This is a genomic window from Aeromonas sobria, from assembly GCF_000820145.1.
GTDB classification, from domain to species: Bacteria; Pseudomonadota; Gammaproteobacteria; order Enterobacterales; family Aeromonadaceae; genus Aeromonas; species Aeromonas sobria.
In genome coordinates this window covers 269,248-290,232 of record NZ_CDBW01000006.1, presented here as the reverse complement: position 1 = coordinate 290,232, position 20,985 = coordinate 269,248, and the positions used below count along the sequence as shown (strand labels likewise).

18 protein-coding genes are annotated in these 20,985 nt (G+C 59.3%); 13 read left to right on the top strand and 5 right to left on the bottom strand.

From position 1 onward, the window contains the following. Positions 1-272: 272 nt before the first annotated feature. From gltB to BN1135_RS03795, 4 genes are all read left to right on the top strand, one after another. Positions 273-4,730: a glutamate synthase large subunit gene (gltB, locus tag BN1135_RS03810; RefSeq protein ID WP_042018972.1), complete on the top strand. Its 4,458-nt coding sequence runs from the start codon at positions 273-275 to the stop codon at positions 4,728-4,730. A gap of 12 nt (positions 4,731-4,742) precedes the next feature. Beyond that, positions 4,743-6,158, top strand: a complete 1,416-nt coding sequence (locus tag BN1135_RS03805; protein WP_042018971.1) for an FAD-dependent oxidoreductase — start codon at positions 4,743-4,745, stop codon at positions 6,156-6,158. A gap of 342 nt (positions 6,159-6,500) precedes the next feature. Further along, on the top strand, positions 6,501-7,796 hold the full coding sequence (locus BN1135_RS03800; protein ID WP_042018970.1) for a DEAD/DEAH box helicase: 1,296 nt from the start codon (positions 6,501-6,503) through the stop codon (positions 7,794-7,796). A 78-nt stretch (positions 7,797-7,874) separates the two neighbouring features. Continuing rightward, positions 7,875-8,525 carry a DUF2913 family protein gene (locus tag BN1135_RS03795; protein WP_042018968.1) on the top strand — a complete coding sequence of 217 codons (651 nt, stop codon included), beginning with the start codon at positions 7,875-7,877 and terminating at the stop codon, positions 8,523-8,525. 110 nt (positions 8,526-8,635) lie between these two features. Here the strand turns inward: BN1135_RS03795 and BN1135_RS03790 are convergent, their stop codons facing one another. Genes BN1135_RS03790 through BN1135_RS03780 form a run of 3 tightly spaced genes read right to left on the bottom strand, consistent with a single transcriptional unit; the run spans position 8,636 to position 11,366 of the window. Then, positions 8,636-8,875, bottom strand: coding sequence for a FeoC-like transcriptional regulator (locus tag BN1135_RS03790; RefSeq protein WP_005346763.1), 240 nt, complete (start codon positions 8,873-8,875; stop codon positions 8,636-8,638). Next, a complete protein-coding gene (feoB, locus tag BN1135_RS03785) occupies positions 8,872-11,142 on the bottom strand; it encodes a Fe(2+) transporter permease subunit FeoB (RefSeq protein WP_042018967.1) in 2,271 nt (756 codons plus the stop codon). Before feoB ends, BN1135_RS03790 begins: the two co-directional genes overlap by 4 nt. After that, a complete protein-coding gene (locus BN1135_RS03780; protein WP_042018966.1) occupies positions 11,139-11,366 on the bottom strand; it encodes a FeoA family protein in 228 nt (75 codons plus the stop codon). Before BN1135_RS03780 ends, feoB begins: the two co-directional genes overlap by 4 nt. 119 nt (positions 11,367-11,485) lie before the next feature. Here BN1135_RS03780 and BN1135_RS03775 point away from each other — a divergent pair, with 119 nt between their 5' ends. The 7 genes from BN1135_RS03775 (at position 11,486) to BN1135_RS03745 (ending at position 17,086) form a co-directional block, all read left to right on the top strand. Next, positions 11,486-11,815, top strand: a complete 330-nt coding sequence (locus BN1135_RS03775; RefSeq protein WP_042018964.1) for a translation initiation factor — start codon at positions 11,486-11,488, stop codon at positions 11,813-11,815. Between the two features lie 259 nt (positions 11,816-12,074). Further along, a complete protein-coding gene (locus tag BN1135_RS03770) occupies positions 12,075-12,632 on the top strand; it encodes a TMEM165/GDT1 family protein (RefSeq protein ID WP_042018963.1) in 558 nt (185 codons plus the stop codon). Positions 12,633-12,807: 175 nt separating this feature from the next. Further along, a complete protein-coding gene (locus tag BN1135_RS03765) occupies positions 12,808-13,746 on the top strand; it encodes a DUF2157 domain-containing protein (protein WP_042018962.1) in 939 nt (312 codons plus the stop codon). Then, the gene (locus BN1135_RS03760) at positions 13,739-14,743 is read left to right on the top strand and encodes a DUF4401 domain-containing protein (protein ID WP_042018961.1); all 1,005 of its coding nucleotides are present in this window, start codon (positions 13,739-13,741) and stop codon (positions 14,741-14,743) included. The genes BN1135_RS03765 and BN1135_RS03760 overlap by 8 nt, the downstream gene beginning before the upstream one ends. Then, on the top strand, positions 14,740-15,258 hold the full coding sequence (locus BN1135_RS03755; RefSeq protein ID WP_042018960.1) for a GDYXXLXY domain-containing protein: 519 nt from the start codon (positions 14,740-14,742) through the stop codon (positions 15,256-15,258). The genes BN1135_RS03760 and BN1135_RS03755 overlap by 4 nt, the downstream gene beginning before the upstream one ends. Positions 15,259-15,352: 94 nt before the next feature. Further along, positions 15,353-16,099, top strand: coding sequence for a substrate-binding periplasmic protein (locus tag BN1135_RS03750; protein ID WP_042018959.1), 747 nt, complete (start codon positions 15,353-15,355; stop codon positions 16,097-16,099). 132 nt (positions 16,100-16,231) lie between these two features. Then, positions 16,232-17,086 (top strand): substrate-binding periplasmic protein, encoded by an 855-nt coding sequence (locus BN1135_RS03745; protein ID WP_042018958.1) that lies wholly within the window; start codon positions 16,232-16,234, stop codon positions 17,084-17,086. A gap of 131 nt (positions 17,087-17,217) precedes the next feature. Here the strand turns inward: BN1135_RS03745 and BN1135_RS03740 are convergent, their stop codons facing one another. Then, positions 17,218-18,573 carry an 8-oxoguanine deaminase gene (locus BN1135_RS03740; protein ID WP_042018957.1) on the bottom strand — a complete coding sequence of 452 codons (1,356 nt, stop codon included), beginning with the start codon at positions 18,571-18,573 and terminating at the stop codon, positions 17,218-17,220. A 665-nt stretch (positions 18,574-19,238) separates the two neighbouring features. After that, the gene (locus tag BN1135_RS03730) at positions 19,239-19,583 is read right to left on the bottom strand and encodes a hypothetical protein (RefSeq protein WP_223290091.1); all 345 of its coding nucleotides are present in this window, start codon (positions 19,581-19,583) and stop codon (positions 19,239-19,241) included. A 469-nt stretch (positions 19,584-20,052) separates the two neighbouring features. Between BN1135_RS03730 and BN1135_RS03725 the strand changes: the two genes are divergently transcribed. Further along, positions 20,053-20,337, top strand: coding sequence for a hypothetical protein (locus BN1135_RS03725; protein WP_082186715.1), 285 nt, complete (start codon positions 20,053-20,055; stop codon positions 20,335-20,337). Between the two features lie 309 nt (positions 20,338-20,646). After that, entirely contained in the window at positions 20,647-20,931 is a 285-nt protein-coding gene (locus BN1135_RS21960) for an ATP-binding protein (protein ID WP_139245024.1), read from the top strand. Positions 20,932-20,985 lie beyond the last annotated feature (54 nt).

Genomic DNA, 20,985 nt, shown 5'->3' with positions numbered 1-20,985 from the left:
ACCATTGAACCCCTCAATGGCAATATATTTCACCACAAAAACAATATTGAGCAGAACAATCGCACCATTACAACCAATTACCCCCTCTGCTTCGACATTTTGTTATGGGAATGTAACCACCGAGGCAAACCTGACCTGCGATTGACCTCGTCAAAAAATCCCATTAGTTTGGAGATTCGCCACGTCAGGCAGACGGAACCACAAGAGCCAATCGCAATTTATGCAGTCAGTTGATGACTGTGCGATGGAAGGCCGAGCAAGGGAGAAATGCAATGTCACTATATGATCCAAAGCTGGAGAGGGATAACTGTGGCTTCGGCCTGTTGGCCCACATGGAAGGGGAAGCCAGCCACAAGCTTGTTCGTCTCGCGATGTCAGCATTGGCTCGCATGCAACACCGCGGCGGGATCTCCGCTGATGGCAAGACCGGCGATGGTTGCGGCCTGCTGCTGCAAAAACCCGACAGCTTTTATAGAGCTGTTGCCGAGGAGAAGGGATGGCACCTTGGCCGCAAATACGCGGTTGGTATGCTGTTTCTCAACCCCGATCCGGTCCTGGCCCAGCAAACTCGCGACATCATCGACGAAGAGCTGGAAAAAGAGACCCTGAGTCTGGTCGGCTGGCGCAAAGTGCCCGTCGATACCAATGTGCTCGGCCCTATCGCCAAAGCCTCCCTGCCCAGTATTGAACAGGTCTTTGTCAACGCACCTCCCGGCTGGGTTGAACAGGATCTGGAGCGTCGCCTCTATATCGTGCGTCGCCGTATCGAGAAGCGCATCAACGATGACTACTTCTATGTGGTCAGTCTCTCCAATCTGGTCACCGTCTATAAAGGACTGTGCATGCCGGTGGACTTGCCGCGCTTCTATCTGGATCTCGCCGACATTCGCATGCAAGCAGCGATCTGCGTGTTCCACCAGCGCTTCTCCACCAACACCAGTCCGCGCTGGCCACTGGCCCAGCCGTTCCGCTATCTCGCTCACAACGGCGAGATCAACACCATCGCCGGTAACCGCCAGTGGGCCAAGGCGCGCAGCTACAAGTTTGCGACACCGCTGATCCCCGATTTGCAGGAAGCGGCCCCCTTCGTCAACACCACGGGCTCGGATTCATCCAGCCTCGACAACATGCTGGATCTCTTCCTCGCCGGTGGCATGGACCTGTTCCGTGCCATGCGTCTGTTGATCCCGCCTGCATGGCAAAAGCACCCGAACATGGACGACGACCTGCGCGCCTTCTATGACTTCAACTCCATGCACATGGAGCCGTGGGACGGCCCTGCCGGTATCGTGATGACCGACGGTCGCTACGCCACCTGCGCGCTGGATCGCAATGGCCTGCGTCCGGCCCGCTACGTCATCACCAAGGACAAGTTCATCACGCTCGCGTCTGAGGTCGGCACCTGGGACTACACCCCGGACGAAGTGCTGGAGAAGGGCCGGGTCGGCCCGGGCGAGCTGTTCGTGGTGGATACCCACAACGGCAAGGTGTGGACCAGCTTCGAGATTGACGACGATCTCAAGAGCCGCCACACCTACAAGCAGTGGATGGACAAGCACTGCACACGACTGGTGCCATTCGAGCAGATGGATGACAACCAGACCGGCAGCCGCGAGTTTGCCGATGACCAGCTGAAAACCTATCAGAAGCTGTTCGGCTACTCCTTTGAAGAGCTGGATCAGATCATTCGGGTCTTAGCTGAGAACGGTCAGGAAGCGGTCGGATCCATGGGGGATGACACCCCGATGGCGGTGCTCTCGTCCGGTCAACGGACCCTGTATGACTACTTCCGCCAGATGTTCGCCCAGGTGACCAACCCGCCTATCGATCCGCTGCGGGAGAACCATGTGATGTCGCTGGCCACCTGTATCGGTCGCGAGCAGAACGTCTTCAACGAGACCTTCGGTCACGCTCACCGGGTACTGTTCCAGTCGCCGATCCTGCTCTACTCCGACTTCCACCAGCTGCTGGCGCTGGAAGGGGAACACTATCGCCACCAGGTGATCAGTCTCAACTTCAAGCCCGAAGAGGGGTTGGAAGCGGCCATCATTCGCATCTGCGAGCTGGCTAAAACCGCCGCCAAGAGTGGCACCGTGCTGCTGGTATTGTCAGATCGCGATATCAGCGCAGACACCCTGCCGATCCCGGCCGCCATGGCGGTGGGCGCGGTGCAACGTACCCTGGTAGACAACAACCTGCGCTGCGACGCCAACATTCTGGTAGAGACCGCCAGTTGCCGCGACCCGCACCACTTCTCGGTACTGCTGGGCTTTGGCGCCACTGCCGTCTACCCCTATCTGGCCTATGAAACTCTGGCCAAGCAGGTTGAAGAAGGGGTGCTGAAGATGACCTTGCGTCAAGCGATGGTCAACTACCGTAACGGCATCAATAAAGGCCTCTACAAGGTGATGTCCAAAATGGGCATCAGTACCGTGGCCAGCTATCGCTGCTCCCAGCTGTTTGAAGCGGTGGGGCTTGCCCAGTCGGTGGTTGAGATCTGTTTCCGTGGGGTATCGAGCCGTATTCAAGGGGCCGATTTTAGCGATATCCAGCAAGATCAGCACAATCTGGCCCGTCAGGCCTGGTTGCAACGCAAGCCCCTCAGTCACGGCGGCCTGCTCAAGTTTGTCCACGGCGGCGAGTACCACACCTACAACCCAGATGTGGTGCAAACCCTGCAAGTCGCAGTGCGATCTGGCAACTACGCCGATTACCTGGAGTACGCCCGGCTGGTCAATGAACGCCCGATCTCGACCTTGCGTGATCTGCTGGCGTTGAAAAAAGTCGACCATCCGGTGGAGGTGAGTGCAGTGGAATCTGCCGAGGCCCTCTTCCCCCGCTTCGACTCCGCCGCCATGTCAATCGGCGCCTTGGGGCCAGAGGCGCACGAAGCGCTGGCCATTGCCATGAACCGCCTCGGCGGCAAGAGCAACTCAGGTGAAGGTGGCGAAGATCCCAAGCGCTTTGGCACCGAGAAGAACTCGCGCATCAAGCAGGTAGCATCCGGTCGCTTTGGCGTCACCCCTCACTACCTGATGAACGCCGATGTGGTGCAGATCAAAGTGGCTCAGGGTGCCAAGCCCGGCGAAGGTGGCCAGCTGCCCGGCGACAAGGTAACCGCCCAGATCGCCAAGCTGCGCTATTCCGTGCCCGGCGTGACCCTGATCTCCCCGCCGCCGCACCACGATATCTACTCCATCGAGGATCTGGCCCAGCTTATTTTTGACATCAAGCAGATCAACCCGAGCTGTCTGGTGTCGGTCAAGCTGGTCTCCGAGCCCGGTGTGGGCACCATCGCCTGCGGCGTCGCCAAAGCCTATGCCGACTTCATCACCATCTCCGGTTATGACGGCGGCACTGGCGCGAGCCCCCTCACCTCGGTCAAGTATGCCGGTTCCCCGTGGGAACTGGGTCTGGCTGAAACCCAGCAGGCACTGGTCGCCAACGGCCTGCGCCACAAGGTGCGGTTGCAAGTGGATGGCGGTCTCAAGACCGGTCTCGATATCATTAAGGCGGCAATTCTCGGCGCCGAGAGCTTCGGCTTTGGCACCGGCCCCATGGTGGCACTCGGCTGCAAATACTTGCGGATCTGCCACCTCAACAACTGCGCCACCGGCGTTGCCACCCAGGATGAGAAGCTGCGCCGCGAACACTTCACCGGCCTGCCGGAGATGGTGATGAACTACTTCAAGTTCATCGCACAAGAGACCCGCGAACTGATGGCCCAGCTGGGCGTCACCCAGCTGACCGACCTGATTGGCCGTACCGATCTGCTTGAGGCCCTGCCCGGCCTCACCGCCCGTCAGGCCAAGCTGGACCTCGGGGGCATTCTGGCCAGACCAATCGCACCGGCGGGCTCCAGCCTGTTCAGCCAGCAGCACAACCCCACTTTCGACAAGGGGCCGCTCAACCTGCAGATGGTGGACGATCTGCTAGCAGCGGTGGAAACCTCAAGCGGCGGCGAGTTCCGTTACGACATCCGCAACACCGACCGCTCTGTGGGGGCCCGTCTGTCGGGCGAGATCGTCAAGCGTCACGGTAATCAGGGGATGGCTGCAGATCCGGTCAAGGTGCACTTCAACGGTACCGCAGGCCAGAGCTTTGGCGTCTGGAATGCGGGTGGCCTCGAGATGATCCTCACCGGTGACGCCAACGACTACGTCGGCAAAGGGATGACCGGCGGCAAGCTGGTGGTCAAACCCCATGTCGGCGTTGCCTTCAAATCCCACGAAGCGGCCATCATCGGCAACACCTGCCTCTACGGCGCCACCGGCGGCAAGCTCTATGCAGCAGGTACCGCTGGCGAGCGTTTTGCGGTGCGTAACTCCGGCGCGCTGGCCGTGGTCGAGGGGATTGGCGACAACGGTTGTGAATACATGACCGGTGGCATAGTCACCATTCTCGGCACGACCGGCGTCAACTTCGCGGCAGGCATGACCGGTGGTTTTGCCTACGTGCTCGATGAGTGCGGCAACTTCGCCAAACGCACTAACCCCGAGCTGGTAGAGTTGCTGGATGTGGCGAGTCTCGCCATTCATCAGGAGCACCTGCGCGGCATCATCACCGAGCACCTCAATGAAACCGGCAGTTCGCGCGCCGAAGAGATCCTGGCCAACTTCGATGCCTTTGTGCCCATGTTCAAGCTGATCAAGCCCAAATCCAGCGACGTGAAGTCCCTGTTGGGCCACACCAGCCGTTCCAGTGCAGAACTCAGAATCCAGGCGCAATAAGGAGGGAACCCTATGAGCCAGAACGTATTTCAGTTTATCGATGTCCAGCGGGTCGACCCGCCCAAGAAGCCGCTCAAGATCCGCAAGATCCAGTTTGTCGAGATCTACGAACCCTTCAACCAGGCCCAGGTGCAAATGCAATCTGACCGTTGCCTGGAGTGCGGCAACCCCTATTGCGAGTGGAAGTGTCCGGTCCACAACTACATTCCCAACTGGCTGAAACTGGCCAAAGAGGGACGTATTCTGGAAGCCGTGGAGCTCGCCCACCAGACCAACAGCCTGCCGGAAGTGTGTGGCCGAGTCTGTCCGCAAGACAGGTTGTGTGAAGGGGCTTGCACCCTCAATGATCGCTTCGGCGCAGTGACCATCGGCAACATCGAAAAATACATCACCGACAAGGCGTTCGAGATGGGCTGGCAGCCCGATCTCTCCAAGGTGGTCAAGACCGGCAAGCGGGTCGCGGTGATCGGTGCCGGCCCCGCAGGCCTTGCCTGCGCGGATGTGCTGGCGCGGGGCGGCGTCACCCCTGTGGTGTTTGACAAGTACCCGGAGATCGGTGGCCTGCTCACCTTTGGTATCCCCTCCTTCAAGCTGGAAAAAGAGGTGATGCAACGTCGGCGCGAGATCTTCCAGGGGATGGGTATCGAATTTCGTCTCGAAACCGAAGTGGGCAAAGATGTCACCTTCGCCGACCTGCTCGGCGAGTTCGATGCGGTCTTCCTCGGGGTCGGCACTTACAAGTACATGAAAGGTGGCTTTGCCAACGAAGAGGCGCCGGGAGTCTATGATGCCCTGCCCTACCTCATCGCCAACGCCAACCGGCTGCTGGGCTTTGAAAAGGCCCAGGCAGATTACATCGACTTCGCTGGCAAGCAGGTAGTGGTACTCGGCGGTGGCGATACCGCCATGGACTGCGTACGAACCGCCATCCGACAGGGTGCCGACAAGGTGATCTGTGCCTATCGCCGGGACGAGGAGAACATGCCGGGCTCCAAGCGGGAGGTGAAGAACGCCCGCGAAGAGGGGGTCGAATTTATGTTCAACCTGCAGCCGGTGGCGGTCGAGCTGGATGCCAGCGGCCGCACCGTTGGTATCAAGGTGGTGAGCACCGAGTTGGGCGAACCCGATGCCAATGGCCGCCGCAATGCGGTGTTGATTGAGGGCTCAGAGCAGGTGCTAAATGCTGATGCTGTGGTGATGGCGTTTGGCTTCCAACCCAATCCGCAGCCCTGGATGGCCGAGTTTGATATCGAAATCGACAGCCGGGATCGGATCAAAGCCAGTGAGCAAGCGGACTTCCCGTTCCAGACCAGCAACCCCAAGGTGTTCGCCGGTGGCGATGCGGTGCGCGGCTCCGATCTGGTGGTGACCGCTATCTACGAAGGCCGCAAAGCAGCCGAAGGGATCATGGACTATCTGGCGGTCTGATCTGACCGGCCACGGCTATAATGCTCTCTCAAAATCAGCCCCGCCAATGCGGGGCTGATTTTATCTGGGCACCAGCGGATAACACATACGGCACACACAGTGGCGAGAATACGGGTTGGCGAGAACTTTGGCCTGCAACAATAAAGCCCGTGCGGCGGGATAAAAACTCCAACCATTTGAGGCAGAAATTATGCCGTCTATCTGTTACACTTCGCGCCCGCCATTTTCCGGCTCTCTCTCTGACTTGATGTCAGGCGCAGCCGTCGGTGGTTACAACCTCCGTCTCGCTCATGCCGAGCTAACCAAGCCAAACACAGCCCAGCTGGAACACAGGAACCCATTATGAGATTTGAATCGTTCGATTTTGCCCCCGAGATTTTGCGTGCTGTCTCAGATTGCGGTTATCAGGAGATGACCCCTGTGCAGCAACAGGCGATCCCGGCCATTCGCCGTGGCCGCGATGTGCTGGCCAGCGCCCAGACCGGTACCGGCAAGACCGCCGCCTTCGCTCTGCCCATTTTGCAGCGTCTGGTCGATAACCCGGCCCCGGCCCAACCTTCCAATGCCCGGGTGCTGATCCTGACCCCGACCCGCGAACTGGCGGCTCAGGTGGCGAGCAACATCAATGACTTCGCCAAGTATCTCGATATCACCACCATCACCATCGTGGGTGGTGGCAAGCAGGATGTGCAGGCCAAGAAGCTGAAAGCGGGCGCCCACATCATTGTGGCCACCCCGGGCCGTCTGCTGGAGCACCTCACCGCCTGTAACCTCAGCCTCTCCGGCGTTGAGTGTCTGGTGATGGACGAAGCGGATCGCATCCTCGACATGGGCTTCAGTGCCGATGTGCAGAAGATCCTGCAAGCGGTCAACAAGACCCGTCAGAACCTGCTGTTCTCCGCCACCTTCTCCGATGCGGTGAAAAAGCTGGCCAACCTGATGCTGGATCGCCCGCAGATCGTCAGCGTCAACAAGCAGAACTCCACCGCCGATACCGTCAGCCACACCGTCTATCCGGTCGAGCAGAAGCGCAAGCGCGAGCTGCTCTCCGAGCTGATTGGCAAGCAGAACTGGCAGCAGGTGCTGGTGTTCGCCAGTACCCGCGAGAGCTGCGATGTGCTGATCGATGAGCTGAACCTCGACGGCATCAAGTCCGCCGTGGTCCATGGCGAGAAAGCCCAGGGCAACCGTCGCCGCGCCCTGCGCGAGTTCATGGAAGGCAAGGTTCGGGTTCTGGTTGCCACCGAAGTGGCCGCCCGTGGTCTGGACATTCCTGATCTGGAGTATGTGGTCAACTACGATCTGCCGTTCCTGGCAGAGGATTACGTTCACCGCATCGGCCGTACCGGTCGTGCTGGCAAGAATGGCATGGCCATCTCCTTCGTCAGCCGCGAAGAGGAGCGTACTCTGCTGGAAATCGAGGCCCTGATCGGCCAGAAGATCCGCCGCATCATGGTACCGGGTTATGAAGTGAGCAACCGCGACGAGCTGATCAAGCAGCTGCAAGAGCGCCGCCGCTTCGGCAAGCGCCCGCAGCGTGAAGATAACGCCGTGGCACAGGTAATGGCCGAGAGCAAGCTGCAAGGCCAACGCCTCAAGCGTCTGGCGAGTGCCAAGAAGCCCCGTCAGCCGAAATAAGGCGCGCTGGCTAATCTATTGAACCGCAAAGGCGCCACTGGCGCCTTTGCTATCTCTGTTATTTCCCGAGGATCCATGATGACCCCTCCTTGCTACAATCAGGCCCTGCTCGAGATGGCCAGCCAGAGCCTGGCGGAACTGGCGCGCACCGCCGAGCAGAAAGCGGGCAAGCGCACTCCGGCGCAAGAGAGCCACTTTCTCTGCACCTGGATGGCTGACTCCCTCAAGGAGAAGCGCTTCTCCCGTCTGGTGATGGATGATCTGAAAGAGTGGGTACAGCTTGGCCGCACGTTGGGTGCCGGTGCCGATCTCAAGGGGCTGCTGGAGCGCATCGCCTTCCAGTACCAGTGCGCCATGGCGACGCCGCAGCAACTGGGGGCCAAGCTGGTCGCCCTGCTGGCCACCCTGGAAGAGGCGGGTTGGCAGGTGCTGACCGAGAGCGAGATCAACGCCAAGCTGCGGCTGCAATCAGATGGCCAGCCGAGCGTAGTGATCAGTGCCAGCGAGTATCAGGGCTATATCGAGGCGGGTGAACTGCTCAAACCCCTCACCCTCTATGTGCGTGGTGATGAGAAGGTGCTGGCCGAGGCCGCTTTTGCTAACGGGCTGCTGCTGAGCCAGGGCAACAAGAAGACCACTCTGGTCAAGCATCACAAGGCCTACCGACTGATGCCGGACAACGCCCAACCGGCGCTGGCGCTGTTGGCGCAGGCTCGCCAGCACGCCTGATCCCGCCAGTTTGCAGCAATAAAAACGGCAGAACCTGAATAAGGGATCTGCCGTTTTTTATTGTTCAATATCTGATGCTCCGTCATCACCCGATGAGGTGTAGCGGCTGTTTAGCGGATCTTGAACCCAATCTGACCCGCGTCACACCACTCGAACATCACCTCCTCGCTCTTGCCACAACAACTGCCGCCACAGACCCGGCTCTCGCGCTTGATGACCCGCCCCTTGCGCATCCAGACGCCGAGCATGGCCTCCACCGCATCTTCCGAGGTGTGGAAGTGGCGAGCCAGATCGCGCCGGCTCACCTTTTGCTGCGCGGCGAGGTAATCCCCCAGCTCGCGCAGGATCATAAGGTCACCACCTTGCGGGCGACGATGTCACCGTGACGGCGACCGGCCCACCAGAGCAGTACCAGAGAGAGGCCGTAGCTGACGATCCAGAACAGGCTCTGCTCGGGGTGAGCGGCAAAGGTGGCGACCTGATAGAAGACAGTGGCGCACATAAAGGCCATGTAGTTGCACCATGCGGCGGTAAAGAGCGCCCACTGACGACCGGTTTCCCGCACCAGCGCACCCATGGCGGCGGCGCAAGGCATGTAGAGCAGCACGAACAGCAGATAGGCAAAGGCACCGGCGGCACCGTCAAAGTGGGTCTGCATGTTGCCGTAAGTGGAGACATCGACCTCCTGCGCGTCGGCAGCGGCCTGCTGATCATCCAGCTCACCGACAGCCAGCCCCATGGGGTCGCTCGGGTTGATCTCCGCCAGATTGGTAGCGACTGCCTCGATGGCCTCGTGGAAGCTGGCCACCAGTGAAAACTCGCTCGCCTCCTCGTCGCCGCTCTTGCCCGCGTAGAGGCTGTTAAGAGTACCCACTACCGCCTCTTTGGCGAAGATGCCGGTGACAATGCCGACCGTGGCCTGCCAGTTGTCATCGCGCACACCGATGGGGTGCAACACAGGGGTGACCATTTGGCTGACCTTGCTCAGCACCGAGCTCTCCTGATCCTGATGGCCGAAGCTGCCATCGGTACCGAGGGAGTTGAGCACGCTCAGCACGGCGACTACCAGCACGATAGTTTTACCAGCGCCAAAAACGAAGGATTTGAGCTTCTGCCAGGTCTTGATACCGACGTTAACCGGACGCGGCCACTCGTAGTCCGGCATCTCCATCAGCATGGAGTCGCTCTTGCCCGGCAGCAGGGTGCTGCGCAGCAACAGGCCGGTCAGCACCGCAACCACAATACCGATGAGGTAGAGACCGAACACCAGGTTCTGACCCGATTCAGGGAAGAAGGCCACCGCAAACAGGGCGTAAACCGGCAGACGGGCACCGCACGACATGAAGGGGGCCATGGCCGAGGTCATCAGCCGCTCCCGCTCGGAGTTGAGGGTGCGGGTCGCCATCACCGACGGCACGGTACAACCAAAGCCCATCAACATCGGCACGAACGCCTTGCCCGGCAGGCCGAGGCGGCGCATCAGGGCATCGACCACGAAGGCGGCCCGCGCCAGATAGCCGGAGCTCTCCAGCACTGCCAGGAACAGATAGAGGCAGCCAATTACCGGAATAAAGGTGGCAACCGTCTGCAAGCCAACGCCAAAGCCATCAGCCACAATGGCGCCCAGCCACTCGGGGGCATTGATCAGCCCCAGCAGGTGGTGAACCCCATCGACAAACAGGGCGCCGCCCATGATGTCGAAGAAGTCGATAAAGGCGCTGCCGACCTTGATGGCGAACATGAACATCAGGTACATGACAAACAGGAAGAAGGGAATGCCAATCCAGCGATTGAGCAGCAGCCGATCCAGCCACTCGCTCTGGGCCACGGTCAGCTTGCCCTTCTGCTGGCTCGCCTGACTGGCCCACAGATGAATGTGGCCGTAGCGGATATCGGCCAGTTGCAGGTCAATATCCTGCCCCTGATGGGCACGGGTCACCACATTGCTGGCCGCCGCGTGTTGACCGGGCAGCAGGGTCTCCTGCATCACCGCATCCTCTTCCAGCAGGCGCAGGGCGCGGCCACGGCTGGTGAGGTGGTGCGGGGCGAGCAGGGTCTCCAGCTCCGCCAGATCTTTTTCAAGGTCGTGACCGTAATCGAGCTGCAAGGCCGCTTGTGGCTGACCGATAAACTGCTGGATCTGCTGCTTGAAGGCAGCAACCTGCTTGCTGTTGTGGGCAGAGAGGGCCACCACCGGGCAACCAAGGGATTTACCGAGCATCTCCTCGTCGATGACGATGCGGCGCTTGTGCAGAATATCCAGCTTGTTGAGCACCACCACCATGGGCAGCCCCAGCTCGCGCAGTTGCAGCGTGAGGTAAAGGGAGCGCTCCAGATTGGCAGCATCGATGACGTTGAGCAGCAGATCCGGCTGCTGGCTCTGGGCAAAGCGGCTGGCGATCTGCTCGTCCAGACTGCCGTCCTGGCTGGCCAGGCTATAGATGCCGGGCAAATCCATCAGCTTGAAGTGGTGCTCACCCGCGCTGAACTCCCCCATCTTCTTGTCAACGGTGACGCCACTCCAGTTACCCACTTGCTGGCGGGCACCGGTCAGGGCGTTAAACAGGGAGGTCTTGCCGCTATTGGGGTTACCGACCGTGACTAGGGAATAATTCATACTGGCTCGACCTCAATTTGCTCGGCAAGGCTCTTTTGCATGGAGAGACAGATCCCCTGGCACTGGATCTGGAGCGGATCCCCCAAGGGGGCAGACCGCAGATAGATGACTTCAGTTTGAGGCAACAGGCCCATCACCATCAGTTTGCGGCGCAGCGGCCGGGACAACTGGTTCATATTCTTGATGCGAGCACTCTGTCCCGGTGACAACTGCGTGAGTACCATGACTGACTCCTGAAGTTAAACAATAATAATTCGCTTTTACTCGAGGCATTATATGCTGTGTCTTCAACTTTTATTTGAGTAAAATCAAACTCCGCTTAGCTAACCGATAAAGTATTGCCATGAGTCACGACAACAACAGCCGCCTCGTTTACAGCACAGATGGCGGCATGATCAAGGAGCAGAGCGCTCCGCAATCCGCCTCCCCCTTCCCTGCCGATGGCACCGTGCGTATTCGCCGCGAGACCAAGGGGCGCAAGGGCGCCGGGGTGATCACCATTCATGGCGTACCTGCCGAACAGCAGAAAGCCATGGCCACCTTGCTGAAGAAAAAATGCGGTACCGGTGGTGGGCTCAAAGAGGGGATCATCGAGATCCAGGGGGATAAACGGGACCTGATCAAGGCCGAACTGGAAAAAGCCGGTTTCAGCGTCAAGCTGGTGGGTGGCTGATCCCCTTGTCACCCCTGCAGTTTTTCCCTAGAATGCCCGCTCCCATCGAGGGGGAGTAGTCTCGCATGCCGGTTCCATGCATTGCATGAATACCGCGCTGTGACCCTGATCAACATACTTGGTGCCAACTCACCATGGTCAGGGTGATCCATGCCAGTCATGGATTTGACAAGACCTTTGACGGGCCAGTGCCAATACCGGGGACGGATGGCGCAGGCTTGTCTCTGGTTTATAACAATTCCGTCCCCCGGTCATATTTATGGAAGCCTTGTTAACCTCAACCCTCAGCGTCGCCATTGCCGAAATCGGCGATAAAACCCAGCTGTTGGCGTTACTGCTCATCTGTCGTTTTCGCAAGCCCTGGCCCATCATCGCGGGCATGTTTGCCGCTACCCTGCTCAACCATGCGGGCGCCGCCTGGATTGGCGAGTTCATCAGCCGCTGGCTTGATCCCAAAATCATGGTCTATCTGATAGCGGTGGCCTTTATCGCCATGGCGATCTGGATTTTGGTGCCGGACAAGATGGATGACGAGGAGAGCTCGCTGGATAAATACGGCCCCTTTATGGCCACCTTCGTGCTCTTCTTCATCGCCGAGATCGGTGACAAGACCCAGATCGCCACCGTGCTGCTGGCCGCCAAGTATGACTCGCTGGTGCAGGTCATTACCGGGACCACCCTCGGCATGATGCTGGCCAACGTGCCAGTGGTGCTGATCGGCAAGCTGGGGGCAGACAAGCTGCCACTCAAGGGGATCCGCATCGCCTGCGCCATCCTCTTCGTCGGCCTCGGGGTAAGCACCCTGATCTTTGCCTGATCGCCTTTTCCGGTGACCAAGCCCTCCACTTCGGAGGGCTTTTTTGTTTGCGGCTTTGTTTGTTGCTTTGTTTGTTGCGTAACCCGCTGTCGCAACCCCTGCCGTAGAGCCAAGGGGCTGTGCACGGTTGCGGGTGCCTCATGCCATAATGGGGCAAATCTCGTGGAGTCCCCCCATGCACAACGTATCAAGAGAGACGCTACTCGAATGGGTCAAACAAGGACGGCTGGCGCCAGAGAAGCTGGCGGACGCCCTGACCCTCGCCGATCTTCCCCCCCATCCGGCGCGCTGGCAGTGGCTGTTTGACCGGCTGCTGCTGTGGCTCGGCGCCCTTTGCATCGGGGTTGGCCTTATCTTCTTCGTCGCCTTCAACTGGCAGGAGTTGGGCCGGGTGTCCCGCCTCGCCCTGCTGGAGGCACCACTGCTCGCCATGCTGCTTCTGCTGTGGCGCAAACCACTGGGGAATACCCCCCGTCAGGCGCTGCTGCTGGCTATCGCCCTCAATATCGGCGCCCTGCTGGCGCTGGTGGGCCAGACCTACCAGACCGGCGCCGATCCCTGGCAGCTGTTCGCCACCTGGGCGCTGATGCTGGTGCCGCTGGCGGCATTTGGCCAAAGCCCCCTGCTCTGGACCTTAAGCTGGCTACTCGGCCAGCTGGCGCTGGTGCTCTACTGGCGGCTCGGCCTGTTCGCTCTCTTCTTTACCTTCGATGAGGAGGGATTGGGCTGGTGCCTGACCCTGCTCAACGCCGCCCTCTGGGGCCTGCTTCTGCTGGCACCGGCCCGCTGGCGGCTGATGCCGAGCTGGCTGGCGGGTCTGGCTGCGGGTCTGGGCACCACCCTGCTCACCCTGCTGGCGCTGTTTGATGCCGCCTCCCCGCTAGTGTGGCCGCTCTGGCTTGGTTGGCTGGCAGCCGCCTATGCCCTCTGGCACCACAGATTTATCGCCGGACTCGCCATGGGGTGCCTCAGCCTGATTGCCATCATCCTCGCGGCGCTGGGCAAGTGGATGGAGCCCGACATCAACGGCTTCTTGCTGCTGAGCCTTATCGCCATCGGCCTCTCGGTCAGCGCTGCACGCTGGCTGCAACAACAACGGAGGTCTCATGAGTGATCTGACCCTTTGGCAAGCGCTGCAACAGGCCAATCTGGTGGACGGGGAGATGCCCCGTGACACCCAACCTCACTGGTCGAGCCGTTTTATGCTGGGACTGGTGGGCTGGATTGCCGCCCTGTTCCTGCTCTTTTTCCTGTTTCTCACCTTCGAGCAGCTGACCCGCGAGGCCAACAGCGCCCTGCTGCTGGGAGCCGTGCTGCTGGCGGGTGCGTATGCCCTCAATCGCAGCCAGCGCGGCGATCTCTGGGATCAATTCGTGCTGGCACTCACCCTGGCGGCCGATGCCTGGCTGCTCTATGGCCTGCTCGATCAGCTGGATCTCCATCACGCCCTGCTCTGGTTTGGTCTTGCCCTGCTGTCCCTCGCCATCGCCGTGCTGTTCGATCACTGGCTGGTACGGCTGTTTCACAGCGTGGCGGCAGCCCTGCTGCTCACCCTTGGTCTCGCCTGCCTCGGGCTGCAACTGCTGGCGCTGCCACTGGTGATGGCGGCCATCACCTTCTGCTGGCTGCGGGCAGATAGGGATCCAGAGCGCCACCAGCTCTACCACTCCATCACCCTGGGGCTAGCCCTCTCGCTGCTGGTGCTGGGCCGTCTGCACCACCCGCTGTGGGATGGCGGCAGCAGCGTGCTGGACGAGCTGGGGCTATCGCGCCTGCCGCTCTGGCTCAATCCGCTGATCTGCGCCGCCCTGCTGCAAGCGGTGATGGTGAAGCTCAAGCTCCCTCTGCTGTTTGGCCTGCCGCTGGTGCTGATCAGCGCCATCATCCCCGGTATGGGGGCTGGCGCACTGGTGCTGATCCTCGGGTTTTATGCCGGCAGCCTTGGCCTGATGACCCTCTCTGTCCTGCTGCTGCTCGGTTATGGCTCCCTCTACTACTACGATCTGGGGCTCACCCTGATGACCAAATCCTGGCTGCTGCTGGGCTCCGGCATCCTGCTGCTGGGTGCCCGCCAGCTGCTCAACACCTTCGCGGCAAGGAGCGACTCATGAAGCCCGCCACCCGACAACTCGCCCTGTTGCTGAGCGGCCTCGCCATCCTGGCGGGTATCAATGCCACCGTCTGGCGCTATGAGCGCGCCATGAGCAGCGGCGAGGTGGTGCTGTTGCGGCTCGCCCCGGTCGATCCCCGCTCCCTGATGCAGGGGGATTACATGCGGCTGAACTATGAGATCGCCCGCGAGCTGGCCAGCCGCGATGCCCGTGCTACTCAAGACAACGGCAGCGACACCTTGGTGATCCGCCTCGATGCCCATCAGGTGGCAAGCCTGGTGGCCGAGGGCAAACCGGATCAGCTCGCCAGCAATGAGCGGCTATTGCAGGTGCATCAAAGCGAACGGCAGTGGCAGATCGGCCCCGATGCCTACTTCTTTGAAGAGGGCACGGGGGAGCAGTACGAAGCGGCCCGCTACGGCGAGTTCCGGCTACAGGCCAATGGCAAGACGCTGCTGGTGGGATTGCGGGATGAGGCGTATCAGCCCATAAGCACGCCTCGCGCCCGCTGGTAACGGGATAGCCCGGCTCCCGTTACCAGCGGCGAGTGGCGATTTGGGTTATTAGTGGTCACACTCAAAACAAGGTTGATCGCTAAGGAAGTTCCCAATGAGGATATGGTTGATCTGTCATCTTGTACTGCTCTGCTGGGCCTCAACGGCCCGGGCCGATCTTGGCAAACTTGAGTACCTCACCGAAGAATACCCACCCTACAACTTCAGCGACCCGCAAGGCCAGCCCACCGGCCTTGCGGTCGAGCTGCTGCAGATGATCTGGCAAAACAGCGGCGTGGCGCCTCAGCCGGTGCGCATCCTGCCGTGGGCGCGAGGTTATTACTTGCTAACCCAGAAACCCAATGTGGTGCTCTTCTCCACCGCCCGCACCCAGGCGCGGGAAGATCTCTTCAAGTGGGTGTGCCCCATCGGCTACTCGGAGTACATACTGCTGGGCCGCAAGGTGCAGAACATCAAGCTGACCGCCTTCGAGCAGATGAGCCAGTACAAGATCAGCGCAGTGCGCGCCGATGCTGCCGAGCAGCTGCTGCTCAACAACGGCATGGATGACAACAACATCATCCCGGCCAACCGCCTCTCCCAGGGGTTGAAGATGCTGCTCTCCGGCCGCGCCGATCTGCTCGCCACCAGCAAGCTGGCCGGATATGACGCCATCCGCGAGCTGAAGCTCAACAGCGACGACTTCAATGTGGCCATGGTACTGAGTGCCGAACAGCTCTGTTATGCTTTCAGCCGTCAGATGCCCGACAGCGAGATCACGCTCTTCCAACAGGCTCTGACCCGCGCCCTCGCCTCGGAGGCGTATCGGAAACTGCAGGCCAAATACCTGCCGGTGCGCTAACCCTTAGTTCTTGCCCTGCGGGATGTCACTGACATCCCGCAGCTGTTTTGGCAACATCTCCCGCCACCGTGGCGAAATCGGCCAGCATGGTCACACTTGAGCATAAGAATTCCGTTGAGCAGGATGGCAAACATGAAAGCATGGATTGGATTAGCCGGAGCGCTGCTGGCCACCCTCGCACAAGCGAGTCCTGAGCTAGGCAAACTGCACTACATCACCGAAGAGTACAAACCCTACAACTACGCCGATGCCAGCGGCACCCCCACCGGCTTCGCGGTCGAGCTGCTGCAACTGGTGTGGCAGAAGACCAACACCCCGTCGCAGCCGGTCACCATCATGCCCTGGGCGCGCGGTTACTACCTGCTGACCCAAAAGCCCAATGCGGTGCTCTTCTCCACCGCCCGCACCCAGGCGCGGGACCCCCTGTTCAAGTGGGCCTGTCCCATCGGATATGCCGAGATCGTGCTGGTGGGGTTGGCCGAGCGCAATATCACCATCACCAAACTCGACGATGCCAAGGCGTTCAATATCGGGGCGGTGCGGGCCGATGTGGGCGAGCAACTGCTGCTCAACAACGGCTTTGACGAGACCAAGCTGATGGCCGCCAACCGGCTGGCACAGGCGCTGAAGATGCTCACCTCCGGCCGGGTCGATCTGGTCTCCACCAACAAGACCACCATGGAGCAGCTGATCGTCGAGCAAAAACTCGACCCTGCCCGCTTCAAGGAGCAGTGGGTACTGAGCTCAGAGCAGTTCTGCTTCGCCTTTAGCCATCCGGTGAGCGACGAGCTGGTCAGAGAGTTCCAGACCGGCTTGACCCAGGTGCTGGCCAGCGGCGAATACCCGCTGCTGCACAGCAAATACTTCCCGGCACCTGCTCCTGCACCAGCCAATACTTCGCCAGCCAAAAGTGAGGCAGCCAGCACGGCACCGACCAATACTTCGCCAGCTAAAAGTGAGCCCGCCAGCACCGGAGCGACCAACTAACCGCCCTCACCTTTCCCAGACCGCCAATGCTGAGGGGCCCGATATGGGCCCCTCTGGTTTTGTGGCTCGCCGCACTCAATCGCGCACGGCCTGCGCGTTCTTACCGATTTAGCTCTTCCAGTCATTCACGTTCACCCACGGACAAGCGCCGCCGCAGCCAGCTTGTGGCGGGCGATAAGCTGTTCGATATCCAGCCCCTCGATGGCGCCATCCACCACTCGCCACTTGCCGCCCACCATCACCCGATCGGCCCGCTCGGCGCCGCACAAAATCAGCGCCGCGATAGGATCGTGACTGCCGCTAAAGCGCAGATCGTCGAGCTTGAACAGCGCCAGATCCGCCTGCTTGCCGGGCAGCAGCTCGCCGAGATCGCCGCGCCCCAGCAGCTTGGCCGAACCACGGGTCGCCCACTCCAGCACCTTGCGCGGGGTAATGCGCTCGGCGCCATAACGCAGCCGCTGCAGATAGAGCGCCTGACGGGCTTCTTGTATCAGGTTCGAGGCATCGTTGGAGGCCGACCCATCCACCCCCAGCCCCACCGGCGCACCGGCCGCTTCCAGATCCAGGGTCGGGCAGATGCCGGAGGCGAGCCGCATATTGGAGACCGGGCAGTGGCACACCCCGGTGCCCGCCGCCCCCAGCCGCGCAATCTCGTCCGGATTGAAGTGGATGCCATGGGCCAGCCAGGTGCGATCGCCGAGCCAGCCTACTTTTTCGAGATAATCGACGGTGCGCAGACCAAATCGCTCGAGGCAGAACGCCTCCTCATCCAGCGTCTCCGCCAGATGGGTGTGCAGCCGCACATCGAGCTCGGCGGCGAGTTTGGCGCTCTCCACCATGATCTCCTCAGTCACCGAGAAAGGGGAGCAAGGAGCCAGCGCAATCTGGATCTGCGCCCCGGCACCCCGCTGGTGGTACTGGCGCACCAGCCGCAAGCTGTCATCGAGGATCTGCTGCTGCCCCTGCACCGTGTGGCGCGGCGGCAGGCCACCCTCATCTTCGCCAAGGCTCATGGAGCCACGGGTCAGCATGGCGCGCATCCCTAACTCACGCACCGCCTCGACCTGAATATCGATGGACTCCTCCATCCCGCGCGGGAAGAGGTAGTGATGATCCGCAGCCAGGGTGCAGCCCGACAGCAGCAGCTCCGCCATCGCCACCTTGCTTGCCAGCGCCAATGCGTTCGGTGTCAATCTGGCCCACACCGGATAAAGGGTCTTGAGCCAGGGGAAGAGCGGCTGATTGACCACAGGCCCCCAGGCGCGGGTCAGGGTCTGGTAGAAGTGGTGGTGGGTATTGATAAGGCCCGGCAGCACCACATGGTCGCGGGCATCAAACAGCTGATCGCATGGCCGGGCAGGCTGCTGGCCTGCCGCCAGCACCTCGCTTATCAGGCCGTTTTCAATCACCAGCCCGCCGCGACCATCGACGGCCTCGGGGGTAAAGGTGGCAAGGGGGTTTTTGATCCAGATACGGGTAGCGGACATGGCCGGCGCCTCCATCAGTGCAACATTCAGTGCGACATAAGGGTGAGCCAGCTCAGTTATACCCTGTCTGCTGATCCAGAGGCGGCGCAGCGCCGCAGTGGCCCCAGTCTACCCAGCGGCGGCGAAAAATCTGTGAGCCTCGTTTTAAATCAAGGTGATAGGGACGAATTGCCCGGCACCGCAAGCCGCTCAAGGTTTGCACCGCAATGAATCACCAGGTAATTAACCAAAGCTTGTGTCAGCGCAAAAAAACTTCTGGTTTCTGATAGTTGCGTGATGGCCGCCATAGTTAAGCGCTCAATGAATCCGTAAGATATCCCGCGGCGCCTGTTGGCCCCCTTCTCGTGATTAATGGTCAACGGCGCAATGTGGCAGCGACAGTCAGGGGCGGTAGCAACTTTAACGGCGTCCAGCCGAACTCCCGCCCCTGCGGCAAGCGGGTAGGGTGCAATAAGCGCAGCGCATTGCACCGCGGTAACCATCCCCTCTCCCCTTGCGGGAGAGGCGCATGACGAAATCCGCACAGCCTGTTGCGCCGCAATCAAACCCACGTCGAATAGCGGTGCAATTCACTTCGTTCATTGCACCCTACGTTACTCGTCACTGGCTGGCCGGATGTCGATGCCGTTTGGCTCAACGCCCGTCGCCACTGGGCATGCTCAGGGTTATTTGACCCGCATCAGGCGATGGCGGATGTCACCCAGCTCGAACTGGATCACCTGAGATCGCTGCATGGCATCTACCCGCTGCAGCATATCGGGGTCGTACTGCTTGCGCCGCATCCACTGCATGGGCTCCTCGAAGCTGCCCTCATTGACGATAAAGGTATCCGTGTAGGTGTCGTTCACTATGCTGACCACCCAGATGCGCTGCTGAAACTCCGAGAGTTCGGCAAAGAGCGCGGCCCCGCGAGTCGCGAGCCAGCGCCCTGCCCGAGTGATGCTGTTTTTACTGTCGATGAGCCGGTTTGCCATAGCGGATAAGGGTTGGATAAGAAATCGGTTGGGCATCCTAGCATCCAGGGGGATGGGCACCAAGCAACGGGAGGGGTCGCCCCCTCCATTCGGGAGAGACCTTGGGGGCAATATGCACCGGGCAACGATCCCCTCTCCCCTGGCGGGAGAAAGGTAGGGTGCCAATAAGCGAAGCGCATTGCACCGCGGTAACAGTCCCCAACCTTTTCGGTGCAAAGATCGGGCGGGTTGTTATCTCAGAGCCCCCCCCTCGCCCCCATCTGAGACGAGACTGTCGCACCTATTCAACAGGTCTCATAGACATAGTGCATAGAGGAGAAAATCATTGAGCGTACAACAAGCGGCACATATCCCTATCGGGGAATGGTTTTATATTTAAGGCCCGATAGTGAATGCTTTGAAGTAATAATGCCCTTATTTCTCGAACGTCCGATTACGCTTCGCTAATCGAACCTACGGCCCTGTCAGCCCCTTAACCGGGCGTTAGATTTTGCAAGGAAAATTCATGAGTATTTTTAATTGGTTTACAGGATTGCTTTCTGATACTTCGGCTAGACATGAAAATATTACCGGCATTGATAACCACTCTGTCAGTAGCGGTGTTGATGATAGTGCAATTAACCCTGCTAGTGGTCTACCTATGGTTGACGGTGAATGTGGGGTTGATATTGCAGGCAATGCATTCGGCTCTAACGTTAGCCATGACAGCTTCAGCAGCGGTATCAATGATAGTTTTGGTAGTAGTTTCGATGATTCGTTTAGTAGTCACGGGGGGTTTAATGACTGGTGATCAGCAATGATTAAGCAGAATAAATCTAACAAGTCGTTGCAGTAACCATCCACTCTCCCACCCCCATGGTGAGAGCTGATTGTTGCACCAATAAAACATATATCATCTAGATAGTTGCATAGGTGAAAAAAATCATTGTGAGTACAACAGCAAGCGGCACATATCCCTATCGGAGACTGGTTTTATATAGAAGATCAGACAGTAAAACCATTAGGCTGTAATAATTCCTTATGACTCGAACGTCTGATTACGCTTCGCTAATCGACTCTAAGCTACTTATAAATTGTTTTCAGTTAAGAGATTTAATAAATGATTATTGGTGTTTTTCTAAAACATATTAAGGCCTACAAAGGAATTTCATTCATTCCGGTAGGTTCAAAATATGGTTTTGTTTCATATGTTGGTGAGAATGGTGTTGGTAAAAGCTCCATATTAGAAGCACTAAACTCATTTTTCAACGACAAACCATATCCTATAAATAAAGATGGGAAACGAGATGGATTAACCACAATAGGAAATGAACCATTCATATCACCTATCTTCTTAATTAAGAAATCTAAAGTTCCTAGGCAAAAAAGGAATTTGAGAAAATAAGCAAGTATTTTTGGGAGGTACAAAAGAATACATTGCATAGCGGTGTTAGAGGAT

What these genes read in the sequence shown, in the direction of transcription:
- BN1135_RS03730 (WP_223290091.1), bottom strand. Translation starts at nt 19,583, where the DNA reads ATGCCCAACCGATTTCTTATCCAACCCTTATCCGCTATGGCAAACCGG.
- BN1135_RS03765 (WP_042018962.1), top strand. Translation starts at nt 12,808, where the DNA reads ATGCACAACGTATCAAGAGAGACGCTACTCGAATGGGTCAAACAAGGA.
- BN1135_RS03740 (WP_042018957.1), bottom strand. Translation starts at nt 18,573, where the DNA reads ATGTCCGCTACCCGTATCTGGATCAAAAACCCCCTTGCCACCTTTACC.
- BN1135_RS03745 (WP_042018958.1), top strand. Translation starts at nt 16,232, where the DNA reads ATGAAAGCATGGATTGGATTAGCCGGAGCGCTGCTGGCCACCCTCGCA.
- BN1135_RS03780 (WP_042018966.1), bottom strand. Translation starts at nt 11,366, where the DNA reads ATGGTACTCACGCAGTTGTCACCGGGACAGAGTGCTCGCATCAAGAAT.
- BN1135_RS03795 (WP_042018968.1), top strand. Translation starts at nt 7,875, where the DNA reads ATGACCCCTCCTTGCTACAATCAGGCCCTGCTCGAGATGGCCAGCCAG.
- BN1135_RS03800 (WP_042018970.1), top strand. Translation starts at nt 6,501, where the DNA reads ATGAGATTTGAATCGTTCGATTTTGCCCCCGAGATTTTGCGTGCTGTC.
- BN1135_RS03760 (WP_042018961.1), top strand. Translation starts at nt 13,739, where the DNA reads ATGAGTGATCTGACCCTTTGGCAAGCGCTGCAACAGGCCAATCTGGTG.
- BN1135_RS21960 (WP_139245024.1), top strand. Translation starts at nt 20,647, where the DNA reads ATGATTATTGGTGTTTTTCTAAAACATATTAAGGCCTACAAAGGAATT.
- BN1135_RS03755 (WP_042018960.1), top strand. Translation starts at nt 14,740, where the DNA reads ATGAAGCCCGCCACCCGACAACTCGCCCTGTTGCTGAGCGGCCTCGCC.
- BN1135_RS03775 (WP_042018964.1), top strand. Translation starts at nt 11,486, where the DNA reads ATGAGTCACGACAACAACAGCCGCCTCGTTTACAGCACAGATGGCGGC.
- BN1135_RS03805 (WP_042018971.1), top strand. Translation starts at nt 4,743, where the DNA reads ATGAGCCAGAACGTATTTCAGTTTATCGATGTCCAGCGGGTCGACCCG.
- BN1135_RS03790 (WP_005346763.1), bottom strand. Translation starts at nt 8,875, where the DNA reads ATGATCCTGCGCGAGCTGGGGGATTACCTCGCCGCGCAGCAAAAGGTG.
- BN1135_RS03770 (WP_042018963.1), top strand. Translation starts at nt 12,075, where the DNA reads ATGGAAGCCTTGTTAACCTCAACCCTCAGCGTCGCCATTGCCGAAATC.
- gltB (WP_042018972.1), top strand. Translation starts at nt 273, where the DNA reads ATGTCACTATATGATCCAAAGCTGGAGAGGGATAACTGTGGCTTCGGC.
- feoB (WP_042018967.1), bottom strand. Translation starts at nt 11,142, where the DNA reads ATGAATTATTCCCTAGTCACGGTCGGTAACCCCAATAGCGGCAAGACC.
- BN1135_RS03750 (WP_042018959.1), top strand. Translation starts at nt 15,353, where the DNA reads ATGAGGATATGGTTGATCTGTCATCTTGTACTGCTCTGCTGGGCCTCA.
- BN1135_RS03725 (WP_082186715.1), top strand. Translation starts at nt 20,053, where the DNA reads ATGAGTATTTTTAATTGGTTTACAGGATTGCTTTCTGATACTTCGGCT.